Raw genomic sequence first — 17,869 nt, 5'->3', positions numbered from 1 at the left:
GCCGCGTACCACCCGTGGGAGTCCTTCGGTGGGGGTGGCACGGAGATCACGGCCGTGGCCAACGCGGACGGTCGGATCGAGGTCTTCGGGACCAATCCCACCGGGGTCTACCACCGCTGGCAGACCGGCTTCTCCGCCTGGTCCCAGTGGGGCTGGCTCAAGGACACCGCCGGACCCGCAATCAAGTGACGGCAAACGTTCCTCTGGAGCCTTCTCGTGCATCCGTTCAGCAGGCGCCACCTGCTGCGCGCGGCCGGGGCGGGAGCCCTCGCGCTCCCGCTCACGGGCCGTGCCGCAGCGGCGACCTCCGTCCCAGGGCCGGCGTCCCAGTGGGTGGGCGCCGGTTCCTTCACCCACGTCTACGACCCCTCCACGCCGGGCCGGCGCCGCTACCTCAACGACCACACCCTGATCCGGGCGAACGGCCGGTGGCACCTGTTCAGCATCGTCGGTGACAGCGCGGCGCCCGGCGAGGCACCGGACAGTCGCTCGGAGGTCGCCTTCGCACACGCCTCCGCGCCCGCCCCGTACGGCCCCTGGACCAGCCACGCCGACGCGCTGACCGTCGAGCCGGGCTACCACGGTGAGGAGCACCTGTGGGCCCCGCACGTCATCGAGGCCGGCGGCAGGTTCTGGATGTTCTACGCGGGCGGCGGCGCGGGCGGCGCCGCGATCAGCCTCGCCACGTCGGACGACCTGTTCACCTGGACGCGCGCACCGTCCGGCCCGCTGTTCCGCGGGATCGAGGCCCGCGACCCGATGGTGCTGCGGGTCGGCGGCGAGTGGGTCATGTACTACACGGAACTCTCGAGCCCGGGCGGCCGGCACGTCGTGGCCCACAGGCGCTCCGCCGACCTGGTGCACTGGAGCGAGCCGGGCGTCGCGTTCGCCGACGCGGCCACGTACCCGACCGTCTCGGTCACCGAGTCGCCGTACGTCGTCCAACGGGACGGCTGGTACTACCTGTTCATCGGCCCGAGGGGCGGCTACGAGGGTACGGACGTGCTGGCGTCCCGGGATCCCTTCCATTTCGACCTCGCCGGGTACGCGGGCCACGTGGCCGGTCACGCCGTGGAGGTGATCGCCGACGGGGAGGCCTGGTACGCCAGCGCCGCCGGCTGGTTCCGCCACGGGCTGCACGTGGCGCCCCTCCAGTGGCGGGACACGGCACCGCCGTGGCAGAGCGCCGACAACCCGGTGGCCGGACTCGACGCCGCCGGCCGCCTCACGGTGTTCGCGCTCGACGCCTCCGACCACTCGATGCTCCGGCGCGTCCAGCTCGACCCGGACACCGACACCTGGTCGCGGTGGGAGACGTTCGGCGGGCCGGCCGGGGCGGTGCCCACACTCGGCCGCGACGCCGGCGGCGCGCTCGAGGTGTTCTCGCTCGCCCCGGAGGGAGCCAACCTGCACCACCGGGCCGAGCGGCCGGGCGGCGGCTGGTACGACTGGGAGGAGTTCGGCGGGCCGGCCGGCGCCGCCCCCGCCGTCGCGCGCGACGCCCACGGCAGGCTGGAGGCGTTCGCCCTGAGCCCCGGCGGAGCGTCCATCGCCCGGCGGCGGCAAGCGGCACCGGGATCCCGGGCCTGGGACCCGTGGGAGGCGGGCTTCGGCGGCGCCGCGGGCGCGCCGCCGGTGGTCGCCGCCAACGCCGACGGCCGACTCGAGGTCTTCGCCCTCGCTCCCGGCGGTGCCGGGATCTCCCACCGGTGGCAGGAGACCCCGGGTGGTGTCTGGAACCCCGTGTGGCAGCGCTTCGGCACCGCGTCCGGTGCCGCGCCGCGCGTGGCCGGGGACGGCAGCGGCCGGCTCACCGTCGCCGCGATCGGACCGTCGGGCGTGGGAACCTTCAGCCGGCGGCAGTCCGTGCCGAACGGAGGCTGGGACGAATGGCTGCCGATGTTCGGCTGGAGCGCCGCCGCCCCGGCGTTCGCCGCCAACGCCGACGGCCGACTCGAGGCGTTCTCGCTGACGCCCGGTGGCGCCCGGCTCGGCCACCGCTGGCAGACCACCCCCGGTGGGAGCTGGGATTCCGGCGGGGATTTCGGGGAGCCCGGTATCAGGCTCGCCGCCACGCCCGCCGTCGCGTCCGATCCCACCGGGCGCACGCACGTCTTCGCCGTCACCACCGAAGGCAGCGTGCGCAGTCGCGTCCAGGATCGGCCGAGCGGTGGGTGGCGGCCGTGGAGGGCCTTCGGAGACCGGGCGGTCGCACCCGTCGTATCGGGCCGTCCCGCACTGTGAACCCGGAGTGCGGATCGCGCCAAGTGAAAGGGGCGAAAGGGCGGTTTAGTGAGGCCGCGACCCTTCGGGCACGGTGACCTTCCCCACCCCCGCAGGTTCCGTACGCGACGTCCGCGACCGGGGGCGCCAGGGCCGGTCCCGCACGGCCGCCCGCGGTGGCGGCATGCAGCGCTCGTTCGCCGCGACACGACAACTTCCCCCGAACCGCTCGCCAGAGAGTCGAAAACGACCCCAAACCGCCTTCGCCGGATGAGGGCCGGAGCGACCGGGGACACAGGGGGAACCGCCCGCTGGGAGAGGGCCGGAGAGCCTCCCGGCCAGGGGCTCGGAGGGCCTTTCGGGACAGCTGGTGCGGGCTGTCCGACCCGGCGGGCCGTCCCGGCCGAAGTGGCCGAAGTGCGCCGATGAACTCCCTTGAGAGATGAGTATTGTTCAACTCGTCGGTCCGGCACGACGTGTGGAACGGGGGGAGCGGTGAGCGGGGTAGTCGTCCATCTGCCGCAGGGATGCAGTGGCGCCGACGGCGGGGAACCGTACGGCGATGCGGTGACGTTACGGCTCGGACCGGGTGAAGTCGCCCGCTTCGGACGCGGATCCGCGAAGATTCCCGTGGAGCTCCGCCTCGCCGACGCGGCGATCTCCCGCCTCGCCGGTGAGATCCGCGTGGCCGACGACCACTGGCAGTTGACGAACCACAGCACCACCCACAGCTACCTCGTGGAGAACCCGGAGGGTGCCGGGGAGTACCTGAGGGTCCCGCCCCGACGGGTCGGGGCACCCGTCCCGTTCGAGTTCTCGCGCGTCGTGCTGCCCACCCGCAGCGACGTCCCCGTCTCCTTCCAGGTGTTCGCCCCCGATCACGTCTACCTGGACCCGGAGGCCATGGGCGCCCCCTGGGGCCGCCTCACGGTCACCGCCTACTCGCTGGACGAAACGGCCACCTACTTCCTGGTGCTCCTCGCGCTCTGCGAACCGCGCCTGCGCGACCAGTCCCGCGTCGCGGTCCCCACCACGCCCCAGATCGTCGAACGGCTCAGGGGCCACGTCGCCTGCGCCACCCTGACCGCGCGAGCGGTCAGCTCGCACATCGACTACCTCGCCGAGGAGAAGCTGCGCATCGGCGTCTCGGACCCGCGCGAACCCGGCAAGGGCGACCGCCGCAACGGCAAGCGGGAGGAGATCGTCGGGCTCGCCCTGCGGTTCGGGCTCGTGCGCGAGGAGCACCTGACGCTGCTGCCGCCCCTGACGGGGGCCGGCGGGCGGGAGCGGCAGACCGCGCGATGACGAGGCCCGACACCCTGCGCGACATCACGGAACGCGACGGTACGGACGTGCTCCCGCCGGGCCACCGGGTGCGAGGCTGGACGATCACCGACCTGATCGGGGCCGGAGGCTGGTCCACGGTCTACGCCGCACGGCCCGCCGACCGGTATCCGGACCGGACCGGCCGGGCCCCCGCGCACCCGTCAGCGGCACCCGCCGACATCGCTCTCAAAATCATGCCGACCGCCGGGTACGCCCCGCGCCAGACGCGCAGGATCGTGGAGTCCGCCCGCCGGGAGGTCGAACTGGGACGCAGAGCCGGGCACGCGCGGCTGATCCGCCTCCTGGACTCCTTCGTCCTCGAGGCACCGGAGCGCCCCGCACTGGACGGCGCGATCGTGCTGGTCATGGAGCGGGCCACGGGCAGCCTGAGGGAACTCCTCGACGCCGGGGTGGCCGAGGCGGACCGTGCCCGGCTGATCGCGGGGATCTGTGAGGGACTCGCCCACCTCCACCGGTCGGGCTGGGTCCACGCCGACCTCAAGCCCGAGAACGTCCTGCTGGACGGCGGCCGTTCCGTGAAGCTCTCCGACTTCGGGCTCGCCACCCAGATGACGGGAACGCACGGGTACGCACCCCCCATGGGCACCTTGGACTACCTTCCGCCCGAGCGCTGGCGGGCACCCCTCGGGGAGTTGGGCGTGAAGGTCCGGCCGAGTGCCGACATCTGGGCCCTGGGCATCATCATCCACGAGGTGTTCGGCTCCGGCGCCTCCCCGTTCTCCGGCGCCACGCCCATGGCGCGCGGCGCCGCCGTCCAGGAGTACGGAGAAGGGCGCGCGCCGCTGCGCATGGATCAGGCCGTACCGCCGTTCTGGCGCGAGCTCGCCGCGGACTGCCTCGCCCCGACCCACGCGGCGCGTGCCCCGCACACCGCCGAGAGCCTGCTCGCCCGCATCACCGCCGGACAGGAGGCGCGCGGGAGGGGAGCGGGACGGCTGTGGGCCCGGGCCCGCGCCGCGATCCTGACCACCGCGTTCTGCGGGATCGCCGGTACGACCCTGTGGTCGGACGCGGCTCGGGCGAGCTCCTCCGCGCTGGACGGCCTGGAGGGCGCGGCGGCCGGCACGATCCGGGTGTTCAACGCGGAGAAGGGCTGCCAGGAGCGGGCTGACCGGGACCCGCAGTGCAGCCTGGGCCTGGCGATCGACCCGATGCGCCAGTACACCGCGGACAACGTCGTACCGTCCCGGGTGTGGCACGGCGACGTCCTCGCGGTCGACTGCCAGTTGCCCGAGGGCCGGGCCGTCATCGACGAGGCGGACCTGCAGTCCACCCGCTGGTTCCACGTCCGCCTCCCGCCGGGCTCCACACCCCCCACGGCGTGGCTCCCCGCCGTCCGCACGAGGGACAGCCCGGCGCTGCGGCGGTGCCCGCACCCCGCGACCGGGCGCTGACGCACCCGGGAGCGGCCCATGGGCCGGCCCGTCGTCCAGGTTCCTACGGGGCCCCGAAGCGCATGGTGGTGCGCGATGTCCGGTCGTACCGGTCCCAGCGCGGCATGGCCGGGTGGTTGGGGTCGCCGGTGCGGATGAACGAGATCCATGCCCGGTGCACAGTACCGGCGAGATCGTCCCTGCTCCGGGTGTCCAACCCCGCCAGGAACGGCGCGTGCGACCACTTGTCGAAGTTGTCGAAGACGAACGGCAGGTCCAGGCAGTGCGGGGCGCCCAGGCGGCCCTCGTGCGCGGGGGTGGGGAGGGCGAACTCGTACGTCCAGACCGGGCGGCCCCGTGCAGCCCGCGCATCCGCGAATGCCAGCGTGGGCTTCTTGAACAGTTCGTCGGTGGTCAGGTCGATGAGGACGTCGATCGGCCGGCCGTCCGGACGGGCGGCCTCGTACGCCGCGTACGCTTCGGCCGCGCCGTCACCGAAGCTGTCCCGTGCCCGCCGGAGCACCTGTTCCTTGGTCGTCGACGCGTACGCCTCGCTCAGCGCGAAGACGAAGGCGGACTCTTCCGCGGTCCAGCCGATGAGTACGTCGATGTCCCTGCCCGGACCGTCGAGCAGGTTCTCGACCGGTTGGCGCACCGCCGTCACGCCGTCGAGCACGGGCATGAAGGGCGCGGTCCAGTGTCCCCATTCCGCGGTGGCCGCGAGGAGCCGGGCGGTGGCCTCGACCAGGCGCGGCCACGGCACCGTCCGCAGTTCGTCCACGTCCTTCGCGCCGACGATCTCCAGATAGGCGGCGGTGCGGGCCCGGGCCTCGGCCGGTGTGGCGAGGGGCATGGCGAGCGGGACGCTCTGGAGGATGGCCCGGCGGAAGAGCCGGCCGCCACCGGCGTGGCCCGCGAGGGCGGTCGCGGACAGGGCGCCGGCGGACTGGCCGGCGACGGTGACGTTACCGGGATCCCCGCCGAAGGCCGCGATGTTGTCCCGCACCCAGCGCAGCGCCGCGAGTTGGTCGGTGAGCCAGACGTTGGCGACCTCCGCGCCGTCCTGCGCAGCGATGGACAGCACACCGAGGGGTCCGAGCCGGTAGTTGAGGTTCACCACCACCAGGTCGCCGCTCCGCGCGAACGTCTCGCCCGAGTAGTTCGGCATCGCCCCGGACCCGGAAATGAAGGCGCCGCCGTGGATCCAGACCAGGACGGGACGGCGGGCGTCGTCGATGCCGGGCGTCCACACGTTGAGCGTCAGACAGTCTTCGTCGAAGGGGGCGAAACCGTGGCCGCCGAGTATCGGGTCGTCCTCGCGGACGGCCTGCGGCGAACCGGGGCCGTATTCCGTCGCGTCGAGGGTGCCGCTCCATCCCGGGTGCGGCTGAGCGGGCCGCCATCGGAGGGGCCCGACGGGCGGCGCCGCGTACGGCACGCCCTTGAACACGGCCAGGTCGTCTTCGGCGGCGCCGCGGATCGCGCCCGATCGTGTGTGCACGACGGGCGCGGTGCGGTTTTGAGCGGAACCCATCCAGTGCGTCCTTCCAGGCCGGGACCGAGAGATCGAGGGGGAGAGGTGTCAGGGATCGTGCGCCGACAGGTTATTGCGTATTTCTTGCGACCGTCAATATTATTCGATCTCTCATCACGTGGAGGCTCACATGACGGCGTGGCGCATCGGTACGACGGTGATTCACAAGGTGCTGGAAGCTGAGGTGGCCGTGCCCCTGGCGGGGGTCCTGCGGACGGACGACACCGCGCTCCTGGAGAAGTACCCGTGGCCCGCTCCCGACTTCGGCAGGGCCGGCGGCACCTTCGTGCTCTCGGTCCACGGGCTGGTCGTGGACACCGGTGCACGCCGGATCCTCGTGGACACGTGCGTGGGCAACGCCCGGGCGTCGGTGCCGTTCCTGCCCATGCTGGACTCGTCGTGGCTCGAAGACCTCGCCGCCCTCGGCTACCCTCCGGAGTCGATCGACACGGTGGTGTGCACCCACCTCCACTTCGATCACATCGGGTGGAACACGCGCCTGGTCGACGGGAAGTCGTTGCCGACGTTCCCCCGTGCACGCCACCTCGTCACCCGGGTGGAGTGGGACCACTGGGCCGACGACGCGGAGGCCGGCCTCCACGACACGATGCAGCCCTTGCTCGATGAGGGTCTGCTCGACTTCGTCGGGAACGACCACGGCGTATGTGACGGCGTACGCCTGGAAGCCGCCCCCGGGCACACCCCGGGCCAGGTCGCGGTCGTGGTCGAATCCGGCGGCGAACGAGCGGTGATCACCGGTGACCTGGTGCACCATCCGGTGCAGTTCATCGAACCGGATGTAGCGGGCCTCGCCGACACCGACGCGCGGCAGGCCGCCGCCACCCGGCGGGCTTTCGTCGACCGGTACGCCGACACGGGGACGCTCGTGATCGGCACCCATTTCCCCGCCCCCACGGCCGGCCTGCTCCGGCGCGGCGGCGACGGGGGCGTGCGGTTCGTCGTGGACGGCCCGCGCTGAACCGTGGACTGCGCAGCACCCATGGGGCGGCTGCTCTCACGTGGCCGGTCTGAGGACCGCGTCGAGCAGGCTCGGGCAGCCGGGCGACCAGGTTGGCCCGTCCGGGCTCGGAGCCCGAAGGTGTCCGGTCGGAGAAAAATCCGTACGGTCCCTCGGCGGGTGCGGGGCTAGCGTGCTCCCATGACGACCGCCGACGGCTATGAGAAGCGCATTGCGGAAGCCCAGCAGGCGACCATGTCGGGCTGGGACTTCGGTTGGCTGAAGGGCCGGGCGGACGGCGAGGGCCCCTCGTGGGACTACGGCGAACTCGCCCGAGCCTTGCTTCCGCGCGCGCGAAGCCTTCTGGACATCGACACCGGTGGCGGCGAACTCCTCGCCTCGTTTTCCCCGTTGCCACCGCAGAGCACGGCCACCGAGAACTGGGCGCCCAACTTCCGCCTGGCGCGGCAACGCCTCGCACCGCTGGGAGTAGAGGTCCACCGGACGTCGGGTTCGAACCTGCCGCCCGGCCCCTTCGACTTGATCCTCAACCGCCACGGATCGCTGGACGCGGCAAGCATCCGCACGGCACTCGCGCCGGGCGGCCGGCTCCTCACCCAGCAGGTGGGCAGCCGGAACCAGTTGGAACTGAACGAAGCCCTCGGCATCCCCTCGCCGGCCGCCCCGGACGATTGGACCCTGGGTGTCGCCGTACGGGCCCTGGAAGCCGCGGGCCTTCACGTGATCACGGCACGGGAAGAGATGAGCCCCTACACCTTCTACGACATCGGAGCGCTGGTCTTCCAAGTGCGCGCCATCCCATGGCAGTTCCCCGGATTTTCGCCATTGGAGCACGAACCGGCACTACGCCGACTCGACCGGCACCTCGGCATCACGGGCGGATTCACCGTGCACGACCACCGGTTCCTGATCGAGGCGGCGCCGGCGTCTTCCGGTCCGGCTTCAGGGAGCCGGTTGCTCGGGTAGGGGCCGTTCGGCCGGGCGCGTGCGCGGTGCGAAGCGGATCGGGGCCTGGAAGCGGGCCTTGCGGGCGGCGCGCCGGAAGACCGTGAGGACGGCGGGGCCGGCGAGGCAGACGCAGACGAAGTTGGTGACGGCGCGGCCGGTGTCCCAGCCGAGGGAGGTCGCGAGGTCGAAGGCGAGGTAGCGGTGGAACTGCTCGGTGAAGGGGAGGCCGGGGAGGTAGGCGATGGAGCTGTTGGGATCGAGGGAGAAGGGCCAGAAGGAGAGGTTGAGGAGGAAGCCGAAGAGATACCCGGAGACCGAGCCGTAGACCGCCAGCAGTGCGACCTCGCGGCGGCCGGCGGCCTTCGGGAGGAAGCCCGCGAGCATGCCGACGAAGGCGCAGCCGAACATCTGGTAAGGCATCCAGGGCCCGACGCCGCCGGTGATCAGGGCGGAGGAGAAGAGCGAAGTGCAGCCGAGGGTGAAGCCGAAGCCGGCGCCGTAGACGCGCCCGGCGAGGACGAGGATGAAGAAGACCGTCTCGATGCCCGCGGTGCCCGCGCCCAGGGGGCGGATGGCTGCGTTGACGGCGGAGAGGACTCCGAGCATGGCCAGGGCCTTGGAGTTGATGCCGCCCTCGGCGATCTCGGAGATCACGACGGAGAGGACGACGACCAGCAGTACGCCGAAGATCAGGGGTGGGGCGTAGTTGGATCCGAACGTGCCGGGGGCCACGAGGAAGGGCCAGAAGAACGCGACGAGCCCGAGGAAGGCGGCCATGGTGATGACGATGCCGGCTCGGGGGCGGATGCGGATGGCCGCGGTGTACGTGTTCACGCGTGCGGATCCGTTCCCTCGGCGGCGAGGAGTACGGCGGCCAGCTGGTCGACGGTGAGGAAGGGGAGCGGGGCCAGGATCTTCGCGGTCTGTGGGGCGAAGACCGGGGAGGCGACGATGACCTCGGTGGCGGGACCGTCGGCGACGATGTCGCCCTCGGCCATCACCACGACGCGGTCGGCGGCCCGGGCGACGAACTCGACGTCATGGGTGGAGATCACGACGGCCCGGCCCTCGGCGGCCAGATCGTAGACGATGCGGACGAGTTCGCTCTTGGCGCGGTAGTCGAGGCCGCGGGTGGGCTCGTCGAGGAGCAGCACCCGGGGGGCGGCGGTCAGCTGGATCGCGAGGACGAGAGCGAGCTTCTGTCCCTCGGAGAGGTCGCGGGGGTGGGCGGTGTCGGGGATGCCGGGTGCGAGCCGGTCAAGGATGGCGCGGGTCCGGGTCCCGTGCGCGGTGACCGCGGACTCGGTGTCGGCCTGGTCGAGTTCCTGCCGGACCGACTCGAGGTAGAGGAGGTCGGTCGGGGTCTGGGGGACGAGACCGACGAGCTGTCGCGCCTGCGAGGCGGACAGCTTCTGCGGGTCCTGCGGTTTCGCGTCGTCGTCGGGAGCGCCGACGGCCACGGTGCCGGCCTTGCGGGGGCCCGAGCCCTGGAGCGCCCAGAGGAGCGAGGACTTGCCGGAGCCGTTGCGACCCATCAGCGCGGTGACCTCACCGCCGTGGAGGGTGAGGTCGACCTCCCGTACGGCCGGGACGCCGTGGTACGTCACCGTGACGCCGCGCGCGGCGAGGAGTTCCGGGAGGGCGGGCCTCGGCGCGGGGCGCACCGGTGGCGGAGTGCGGTCGGCCAGCCGGGCGCGCAGGGGAGCGGCGGCACGTCGGGCGTCACGGATGGAGAGCGGCAGCGGGGACCAGCCGGCCGTGCGGCCGAGCTCCACGATGGGTGGTGCGATGGACGACGTACGGAAGATCTCGGCGGGCGTGCCCGATACGACGCGGCCGTCGCCGGGGAGGTGGATGACGCGGTCGGCGTACTGGACCACGCGCTCCAGGCGGTGTTCGGCGAGCAGCACGGTGACGCCGAGGTCGTGGACGAGACGGGTGACGGCGGCGAGGACCTCCTCGGCGGCCGTCGGGTCCAGGGCGGAGGTGGGCTCGTCGAGGACGAGGACCCGGGGGTGGGCGGTCAGGACGGAGCCGATCGCGACGCGCTGCTGCTGGCCGCCGGACAGTTCGTGCAGGGCGCGATGGCGCAGGTCGGCGAGGCCGAGGAGATCGAGGGTTTCCTCGACGCGCTTGCGCATGGTGGCCGGGGGGACGGCCAACTGCTCCATCGCGTAGGCGAGTTCCTCCTCGACCGTGTCGGTGACGAATCCGTCCAGCGGATCCTGGCCCACCACGCCGACCACATCGGCGAGTTCGCGCGGAGGGTGCGCCGCTGTGTCCCGACCATCGACCACCACGCGGCCGAAGAGGGTGCCACCGGTGAAGTGGGGAACGAGGCCGTTGACGGCGCCGAGGAGGGTGGACTTGCCGACACCGGTGTGGCCGACGACCAGGCAGAGTTCGCCCTCCTCCACGGTGAGGTTCACGTCGCGCAGGACCGGTTCCTCCGCGTCGTCGTACTGGACGGTGACCTCGTCGAAGGTGATCACTTGGGTTCCTCGGTGCGCTGAGCGGGGACGACCGCGCGAGCGGGCGGGGCCGGGGGCGGGGCCAGGAAGCCGGCGGTACCCGCGAGGAGGATCGCGGCGGCGGGTACGAGCGGCAGCGTGGGCCAACTGAGCGGGTAGATGGAAGGGTTGAGTTCCGCCGCGTTGAAGCCGACGTTGGTGAAGAGGAGGACCGCGGAGAGGACCCCGCAGCCGGCCACGGCCCACTCGGCTGCGCGCCAGGGGTCGGGCCGGTAGGTGGTCCGGGTGATGCGGCGGCCGCCCAGACGCAGTCCCGCGAAGCACAGCAGGGCGCCGGCGCCCATGGAGGGCAGGCCCAGCAGCTTCGGAGCGGTGGCGTCGAGCAGTCCGTACGCCCCGGCGCACAGGCCGCACATGCCGAGCAGCATGAGGGCTCCGGTGAGCCGGCGGGAGCGGGGGGTGGCCTTACCCGCGCGGCCGTAGCCGCGGGAGTCCATGGCGGCGGCGAGGCGCAGGGACCGCTCCAGGGCGTCTTCGAGGACCGGTACGACGATGCCCCGCAGGGCGCGCAGCCCCTTGGAACGGCCGGCCCGCAACCTCTTGGCCCGGTGCACCCGCTGCACGCTCTGGACGAGTTGGGGCGCGACGCTCATGGACACGGTGACGGCGACGCCCAGTTCGTAGAGGGCGCCGGGCAGGACGCGCAGGGCGCGTTTGGGGTTGGCCAGGGTGTTGGCCGCGCCGATGCAGCACAGCATGCAGGCCAGCCGCAGCCCGTCGGTGGCGGCGGACAGCAGGGCCTCCAGCGAGACGGGGCCGCCGAGCTGGATCCCCGCGTACCAATCGGGTGTGGGGATGTGCGGCAGGGAGAAGAGGAAGTGGTCGCGGGGGGTGATGCCGGTGGCGAAGACGGCGCGGAAGAGCACCCGGATCGCCACCACGGTGAGGGCCAGGTACAGGTAGTACTTGAACCCGCGGGCCCAGGGGGCCTCGGTGCGGCGCATGGTGATGACGTAGCCGAGGACGGCGAGCACGAGGAACAGCAGCAGCGGGTTGTTGGTGCGGCTGACGGCGGTGGCCAGGGCGAGGGCCCAGATCCACCAGGCGACCGGGTGCAGGGTGCGGGGCAGCCGGCGGCCGCCCGCGTCCGGCGCGATGCCGGACGCGGGCGTCTTGGCCGTGGCCACGGTGGTGGTGCGGGACACGCGGCTACTCCGTACTACGGCGGCGGCGCCCGGCCGCGTACACGGCGGCGCCACCGATCAGGAGCACCAGGGCTCCGGTGGCGACGGCGGGCAGGTACGAGCCCACGTCATGGGCGGCGTCGGCGGCAGGGGCCGCCTCGACGACGCGGGGGCCCGGGGTGGGCGCCGCCACCGCCGGCGCGCTGGACGACGCTGAGGCGGAGGGGGCCGGGGAGACGCTCTCGGAGGGGCTCGGCGGGGCCGACGGGCTCTCCGCAACAGCGGGGCCGGACGGCGGCGCCGGGTCGGGGGACGCGGTCGGACTCTCCGGCGCGGGGCCCGTGTCGGCGTTCGGCGGCGGAGGCGCCGCCGTGCGGGTGTCCTTGGGTGCGGGGCCGCCGGTCGGCTCGGTGTTCTTGGCCCGCAGCTGGTCGGGGGTGACGTTGGGCTTGCCCTCGGTGCCCTCGATGTTGGTGCCGCCGAAGATCCACAGGTCCACGCTGCCCGGCTTGGGCTTGTAGAGCATGGCGCCGAGCTGGCTGTACTCCCAGGTGTTCCGGCCGGGGTCGGCGTGCCAGTACGACCAGTAGGCGGAGGCGGGGGGCGTGAGCACGCAGTCGTCCTGCTGCGGGGTGGGGAACTGCTTGCCGCCCTGGAAGCCGCTGTAGCCGATGCGGCAGATGAAGGCGGGACCGTCGTGGCCGGTGCCGGTGGTGGCCCAGCCGCCCTGGTTGAGGAGCTCGTAGCCGGTGGTGGGTGTGCTGCCGCAGGAGCGGTAGACCGGGCCGCCCCAGCGGCTGAAGTCCACGGCGAGGACGGCCCCGGAGGAGGTCGTGCACCGTCCGATGGGGAGCGGGGCGGCCCCGGCCGGGGCCGCGGTGGCGGCGAGGGCCGTCACCGTCAGGCCCAGCGCGGTGGCGGTGCGGGCCGGGATCCGCAGTGCGCGGCCGCGGATCACGCCTCGTCCCCGGTGGTTTCGCGGCGGCGCTTGGCGGCGCGGGTGATGCCCCAGCCGCCGAGGGTCAGGAGCAGGGCCGCCGTGGCGAGGCCGCCGACCTGGGCGCCGGTTGCGGCGAGGCCCCCGCCGCCCGTGCCGGAGCCCGAGCCGCCCCCGCTTCCACCCGGGGTCACGATCGCGGGCGCGGAGGGGGAGGGGGACGGCCGGCCCGTGGTGCTGGGGACGGGCTGCGGGGTGGTGCCCTTCAGGTCTCGTGTCAGCAGACCGAAGGAGATGCCGGTGGCGCCGCCGACGGCCTGCGCGGAGGCGCGGACGTCGGAACCGGGCTGGCCGCCCTTGGCGATGGTGAAGCCGCCGTCGCCGTTCTGCTGCGAGACGAGGAACCTGCGGGCCTTGGCGATGCGGTCCGCGTACTTCGTGGCGTCCAGGGACATGCCCTGCACGGCGAGGGCCGCGGAGTTGACGGAGTTGCCGGAGGCGCCGGGGAAGCCGCCGTCGTCCTTCTGCTGGGTGGCCAGCCAGGCGACGGCCTTGTCGACGGCCGTCTGCGAGGCGGCGTCGGGGAGCAGGTCGAGGGCCATGGCTGCCATCGCGGTGGAGTCCACTTCGGCCTGGCTGGCCTCGCCGATCAGGCTGGGCCAGGCGCCCGAGGGGTCCTGGAGGCTCTTGAGGTAGGCGATCGGTTCGGCCGCGGCCGCCGTCTCGCCGGCGCGGACCTGGGCGATGACACCGAGGGACTGGGAGAAGACGGACGTGGCGTAGGCGTAGTTGCCCTTGGCCGCGCACTGCTTCGGGGCGTCGGTCTTGGCCGGGCAGGTGACCTGGGCGAGCGCGGCGAGCAGGTCCTGGCCGCCGAAGTCGCGTGGGTCGCGGCCCACGGCCTCGGCGAGGAGGGCCGTTTTGCCGAGCGAGCCTCCGCCGGCGTACTTGGTGCCGATCAGGGTCCAGTCGTTGATGCCGCGGCCCTTGCCGTCCTTGCCGCCCTTGTCCAGGAAATCGACGATGCCCCGCAGCGTGGTGTTGTCCTGGCCGGTGGCCGCGAGTGCGTAGGCGCCGTCGATGGTCAGCCCGTAGTCGGCGAAGCCGGTGCCCGCGCCGCTCTCGTAGTAGCGGCCCTGGATCAGACGGCTGTGGTCGGCGAGGTACGCCGAGCCCTTCTTCAGGTCCGGCCCGTCACCGGACGGAGGGGTGACGGGCGGGGTGACCGGGGGAGTGACGGGCGGGGTCACCGGGGGAGTGACCGGCGGGGTGGTCGGCGGATCGGTCTTCTTCGTGGTCAGCGCGACCAGGTCGCTCTTGGCACCCGCGATGGCGGCCGGCGTGGTGGCGAACAGCCGGGACTCGGTGTCGTCCTCTTCGAAGCCGAATCCGGCTCCCGGGAACTGGTGGTGGGAGAGCCAGGAGACGCCCGCGTCGGCGAAGGCCTCGTCACCGAGGGCGCGCAGGGCCTGGGCGGCCCAGGCGGTGGAGGCCGGGCTGCCGGTGGTCAGGTACGAGGCGGAGGGCCAAGCACCGGTCGCCAGTTGGGACTTCTTGAGGTGGCCGCGCGCCTTCTGCACGGTGGCGTCGTGGCCGCCGGCCCGCTTGAGGGCCAGCGTGATGAGCCCGGTGGCGTTCGCGTCGCTGTCGCACCATTCCCCGGAGCGGATGAGGATGGAGGTGAAACCGCCGTCCTCGCACTGGAGGCCGGTCAGCCGGTTCACGGCGTCGGCCGGGGGCGTCACGCCTCCGTTGAGCAGGGCGATGACGGCCATGGCCTGGGCGTCGGACTGGCCGGTGGTGCGGAAGTCGCCCTTGGTCAGGCAGCCTTCGATGCTCTCGCCGTCACCGATGTCGCGCGGGCAGACGTACGCGACGAGGTCGCCGAGCAGGTCGTGACCGCCGAAAGCGCGGGGATCCTTGCCGGTGGCCTCGGCGACGAGCGCGAGCCGGGCGGCGGCGGTGGCGTCGGGGATCCCGTCCTTGCCGGTGGGGTAGGCGTACGCGTCGGTCTGCGCGGGCGTGGCGAGGAAGTCGGCGGCCTTCCTGGCCACCGGGCTCTTCGGATCGCCGGCCGTCAGGGCGAACACGGCTTCGGTGGTGAGGAAGTGGTTCGGAGTCGTCGCGCCCTCGTCGACGACGCGTTCCCCGTCCGTCAGCTTCCCGGTGATCCAGCGGGTGGCCGCGGACACGTCGACCGACCCGGCGGGCACGGTGGGCGGGGCCGTGGGGACGGTCGGATCGGGGGTGGAACCGCCCCCGGCCCGTACGTCGTCGGGGGAGAAGGAGGGCTTGCCGGAGGTGCCGCCGATGTCCGTGCCGCCGTAGACCCAGGCGTCCACGTCGCCGGCCTTCGGGATGCGCGACATGGCGCCGAGCGAGCTGTAGGTCCAGCTCTTCTGACCGGGGGAGGCGGTCCAGTACGACCAGTAGGCGGTGGCCTGCGGGGTGAGGACGCAGTCCTCCTTATCCGGAGTGGGGTACTCCGTGCCCGTGTTGAAGGAACCGTTGCCTATCCGGCAGATGAACCCGTCACCGTCGTGGACGGTGCCCCTGGTCGTGAAGCCGCCGGTGTGCAGCAGCTCGTAGCCGGTGGTGGGGGTGGTGTCGCAGCCGCGCTCGACCTTGCCACCGAAGGGGCCGAAGTCCACGGCGACGATGGCACCGGTGGTGGCCGTGCACTGCTCGATCGGGTCGGCGTTCGCCGAGGTGGGGACCGTGAGGAAGGCCACTCCCGCACCGAGCGTCAGGAAGGACGCGGTCACGAGGGAGAGGAAGCGCCGCCTCGTCCCCGACTGCTGTTTCGCCTGCTGTTCGGTCCCCACCGCGGCCCTCGTCTCTGCCGGGCGGCTGCGTACGTGGCGATGCGCCCCCGCACGGCTCATGCGCCATGGGGAGGCTGCGACGACCACACCGCAGTCCGCGACGGCGTTCTTCGTACTGTGACCCAGCCCCAGGCATTCCGGCTCACCCGGGACGTCCCGGGCCTACGGTTGCGGGTCAGCGCCGGAATTCGACCGGCTTCCCCTGGTACTGAGCAGTTCTCAGCCGGAGTGCAACACGGATGCCGGTGATGCGTCAAGGTGGCGTGGGTCTCGGCGGACGGTCTCGAGAGCCCCGCGCCCGCCCGCCCTCCGGGTGGCTGGCGGACCCTTGATCACTCCGGTAGCGTCCTGGGCTGCCACGTGGGGGAATCCGGTGCGAAGCCGGAGCTGACGCGCAGCGGTATGGGACGGCGGGGGCCGTTCCGAGCCCGAATGCCCAGGCGGCGAAGCACTACAGGAAGCCGTACCACGCGTTCCGGACGGCGGCCCTCCGACCATGCCCCGGCCGTGCTCGTGTGCGGTGACGTGCGGGCGTGCGGCAGGAAGCGGCCGGCGTTCGCCGATTCCAGGAGCAGGCCATGTCCCGTCCCCGTACCTCCCGCCGCCTCGCGCTCGCGGTTCCCGCCGCGCTCGGCGCCTTCGCCCTCACCACGCTGCCCGCCTTCGCGACCTCCAGCCCGGCGCAGATGGCCACGTCCAAGACCAACGGCGTCGCCTACCTGAAGTCGCTCCAGGCGGCGGACGGTTCGTACGCCGGGTCCGGGCTGTCCAACGAGTGGGCGTTCAGCGCCTTCGCCGCCGCCGGTACGGCCGTCGTCGATGTCGCCCCCGGCGGCGACACGACGAAGAACGCCCGTACGGTCTACCGCAACCTGCTCTCCACGGCGGGCTGGCCGCAGGCTTCCCCCGTGGTCACCGACTACGAGCGCGGCACCCTGAACGCGTACGCCGCAGGCATCGACCCGGCGCGCGTCTCCGCCTCGCGCAACCTCGTCGCGAACGTCTACTCCTACTGGCAGACGGCCGAGGCCGGCTACTTCGGCCCGTCCGGAAACTTCAACGGCACCGTCTTCGCGGCCCTTTCGCTGCGCGGGGCCAAGACCCAGGGCGGCGCCCACCGCATCCCGCAGGCGCTCACCGACTCGATGGTCACCCGCATACGTGCCAACCAGCACGTGGACGGCGGCTGGACCTTCAACAAGGCCGAGGGCAACTCCACCGTCCTCAACTCCGCGAGCGACGTCGACATGACCGGCGCCGCGATGGCCGCCCTCTGCGTCTCCGGCGTGCCCAACACCGACGCGGACGTCGTGCAGGCCAAGAACTTCCTCAAGGGCAAGCTGGTCGCGACCACCGGCGCCTTCAACTCCATGTACGGCGTCAACACCAGCTCCAACGGCTGGGGCGTGGCGGGCCTGAACGCCTGTGGCATCAACGCGCAGACCGGGGACTTCCTCACCGCCAACGGCAAGACCCCGATCGACTTCCTGATCGCCAACCAGTACAACCCGGCGGGCGGCTTCAAGTACAAGCCCGCCGACACCTCGCCCTCCGCCTACGCCTCCATCGACGCGCTGCGCGCCGTTGCCGGCGGAGGCTTCACCACCACCCCGCCGGTGCCCGTCACCCCGGGTGCCTCGCAGTGGGTCGCCCAGTCCGCCTTCACGGCCGGCGCCGCCACCAAGCTGGCCCTGACCGTCGACGACGGCGCCGGTAACCTCAAGGTCTGCTCGGTGGCCTTCACGCCGACCGGTACGACCACCACGCTCGGCGACGTCCTGAACGCCGCGAGCACCGGTGCGACCCCGTCGGGCTGTGTCGTGAGCGTCGCTCCGTCGTCCGGAACCGGCACGATCACCAGCATCAACGGCAAGGCCAACAGCGGCTCCAACACCTGGAAGGTCAGCGTCGACGGCTCGGCTTTCGCCGGCGCCGCCCGCAGCAAGGTGATCAACGTGGGCGACACCATCGCCCTGCGCTGGGGCGCCTGATCCTCGCGGGTGCGGACCCCGGACCACCGGGGCCCGCACCGCCGTTCCGGACTGCCT

General features: G+C 72.6%; 12 protein-coding genes, 1 pseudogene and 2 riboswitches. Of the genes and pseudogenes, 7 read left to right on the top strand and 6 right to left on the bottom strand.

Features of this window, described 5'->3' with window-relative positions; all coding sequences use genetic code 11:
- From ACFYM0_RS11170 to ACFYM0_RS11155, 4 genes and pseudogenes are all read left to right on the top strand, one after another.
- Positions 1-189 (top strand): annotated as a pseudogene (locus ACFYM0_RS11170) (M23 family peptidase); the annotation flags it as partial.
- Positions 190-216: 27 nt separating this feature from the next.
- Complete coding sequence (locus ACFYM0_RS11165; protein ID WP_388499273.1) at positions 217-2,244, top strand: family 43 glycosylhydrolase; 2,028 nt, start codon at positions 217-219, stop codon at positions 2,242-2,244.
- A gap of 474 nt (positions 2,245-2,718) precedes the next feature.
- On the top strand, positions 2,719-3,528 hold the full coding sequence (locus ACFYM0_RS11160; RefSeq protein ID WP_388499270.1) for a serine/threonine protein kinase: 810 nt from the start codon (positions 2,719-2,721) through the stop codon (positions 3,526-3,528).
- Positions 3,525-4,964, top strand: a complete 1,440-nt coding sequence (locus tag ACFYM0_RS11155) for a serine/threonine-protein kinase (RefSeq protein ID WP_388499269.1) — start codon at positions 3,525-3,527, stop codon at positions 4,962-4,964. The genes ACFYM0_RS11160 and ACFYM0_RS11155 overlap by 4 nt, the downstream gene beginning before the upstream one ends.
- A 43-nt stretch (positions 4,965-5,007) precedes the next feature.
- Here ACFYM0_RS11155 and ACFYM0_RS11150 read toward each other — a convergent pair whose 3' ends face one another.
- Entirely contained in the window at positions 5,008-6,477 is a 1,470-nt protein-coding gene (locus ACFYM0_RS11150) for a carboxylesterase/lipase family protein (RefSeq protein WP_388499267.1), read from the bottom strand.
- Positions 6,478-6,607: 130 nt separating this feature from the next.
- On the opposite strand from ACFYM0_RS11150, the gene ACFYM0_RS11145 reads away from it, so the two are divergent.
- Positions 6,608-7,456 carry an MBL fold metallo-hydrolase gene (locus tag ACFYM0_RS11145; RefSeq protein WP_388499265.1) on the top strand — a complete coding sequence of 283 codons (849 nt, stop codon included), beginning with the start codon at positions 6,608-6,610 and terminating at the stop codon, positions 7,454-7,456.
- Positions 7,457-7,636: 180 nt separating this feature from the next.
- Positions 7,637-8,422 carry a class I SAM-dependent methyltransferase gene (locus ACFYM0_RS11140; protein WP_388499262.1) on the top strand — a complete coding sequence of 262 codons (786 nt, stop codon included), beginning with the start codon at positions 7,637-7,639 and terminating at the stop codon, positions 8,420-8,422.
- Here ACFYM0_RS11140 and ACFYM0_RS11135 read toward each other — a convergent pair.
- Genes ACFYM0_RS11135 through ACFYM0_RS11115 form a run of 5 tightly spaced genes read right to left on the bottom strand, consistent with a single transcriptional unit; the run spans position 8,399 to position 15,821 of the window.
- On the bottom strand, positions 8,399-9,238 hold the full coding sequence (locus tag ACFYM0_RS11135) for an ECF transporter S component (protein WP_388499260.1): 840 nt from the start codon (positions 9,236-9,238) through the stop codon (positions 8,399-8,401). The genes ACFYM0_RS11140 and ACFYM0_RS11135 overlap by 24 nt on opposite strands.
- Positions 9,235-10,896, bottom strand: coding sequence for an ABC transporter ATP-binding protein (locus ACFYM0_RS11130; protein WP_388499258.1), 1,662 nt, complete (start codon positions 10,894-10,896; stop codon positions 9,235-9,237). The genes ACFYM0_RS11135 and ACFYM0_RS11130 overlap by 4 nt, the downstream gene beginning before the upstream one ends.
- Positions 10,893-12,080, bottom strand: a complete 1,188-nt coding sequence (locus tag ACFYM0_RS11125) for an energy-coupling factor transporter transmembrane component T (RefSeq protein ID WP_388499255.1) — start codon at positions 12,078-12,080, stop codon at positions 10,893-10,895. The genes ACFYM0_RS11130 and ACFYM0_RS11125 overlap by 4 nt, the downstream gene beginning before the upstream one ends.
- Positions 12,081-12,084: 4 nt before the next feature.
- A complete protein-coding gene (locus tag ACFYM0_RS11120; protein WP_388499364.1) occupies positions 12,085-13,014 on the bottom strand; it encodes a hypothetical protein in 930 nt (309 codons plus the stop codon).
- Positions 13,014-15,821, bottom strand: a complete 2,808-nt coding sequence (locus ACFYM0_RS11115; protein WP_388499254.1) for a prenyltransferase/squalene oxidase repeat-containing protein — start codon at positions 15,819-15,821, stop codon at positions 13,014-13,016. Before ACFYM0_RS11115 ends, ACFYM0_RS11120 begins: the two co-directional genes overlap by 1 nt.
- A 109-nt stretch (positions 15,822-15,930) precedes the next feature.
- A riboswitch (cobalamin riboswitch) is annotated at positions 15,931-16,069 on the bottom strand.
- 115 nt (positions 16,070-16,184) lie between these two features.
- Positions 16,185-16,259: riboswitch (cobalamin riboswitch) on the top strand.
- A 140-nt stretch (positions 16,260-16,399) separates the two neighbouring features.
- Here ACFYM0_RS11115 and ACFYM0_RS11110 point away from each other — a divergent pair.
- Positions 16,400-17,812 carry a hypothetical protein gene (locus ACFYM0_RS11110; RefSeq protein ID WP_388499252.1) on the top strand — a complete coding sequence of 471 codons (1,413 nt, stop codon included), beginning with the start codon at positions 16,400-16,402 and terminating at the stop codon, positions 17,810-17,812.
- The last annotated feature ends 57 nt before the right edge of the window (positions 17,813-17,869 follow it).

Source organism: Streptomyces sp. NPDC006487 (assembly GCF_042870555.1).
Lineage (GTDB): Bacteria > Actinomycetota > Actinomycetes > Streptomycetales > Streptomycetaceae > Streptomyces.
Note: the sequence above shows the minus strand (reverse complement) of the source record. Positions and strands in the feature narration are given on the sequence as shown.

What these genes read in the sequence shown, in the direction of transcription:
- ACFYM0_RS11155 (WP_388499269.1), top strand. Translation starts at nt 3,525, where the DNA reads ATGACGAGGCCCGACACCCTGCGCGACATCACGGAACGCGACGGTACG.
- ACFYM0_RS11150 (WP_388499267.1), bottom strand. Translation starts at nt 6,477, where the DNA reads ATGGGTTCCGCTCAAAACCGCACCGCGCCCGTCGTGCACACACGATCG.
- ACFYM0_RS11145 (WP_388499265.1), top strand. Translation starts at nt 6,608, where the DNA reads ATGACGGCGTGGCGCATCGGTACGACGGTGATTCACAAGGTGCTGGAA.
- ACFYM0_RS11140 (WP_388499262.1), top strand. Translation starts at nt 7,637, where the DNA reads ATGACGACCGCCGACGGCTATGAGAAGCGCATTGCGGAAGCCCAGCAG.
- ACFYM0_RS11110 (WP_388499252.1), top strand. Translation starts at nt 16,400, where the DNA reads ATGTCCCGTCCCCGTACCTCCCGCCGCCTCGCGCTCGCGGTTCCCGCC.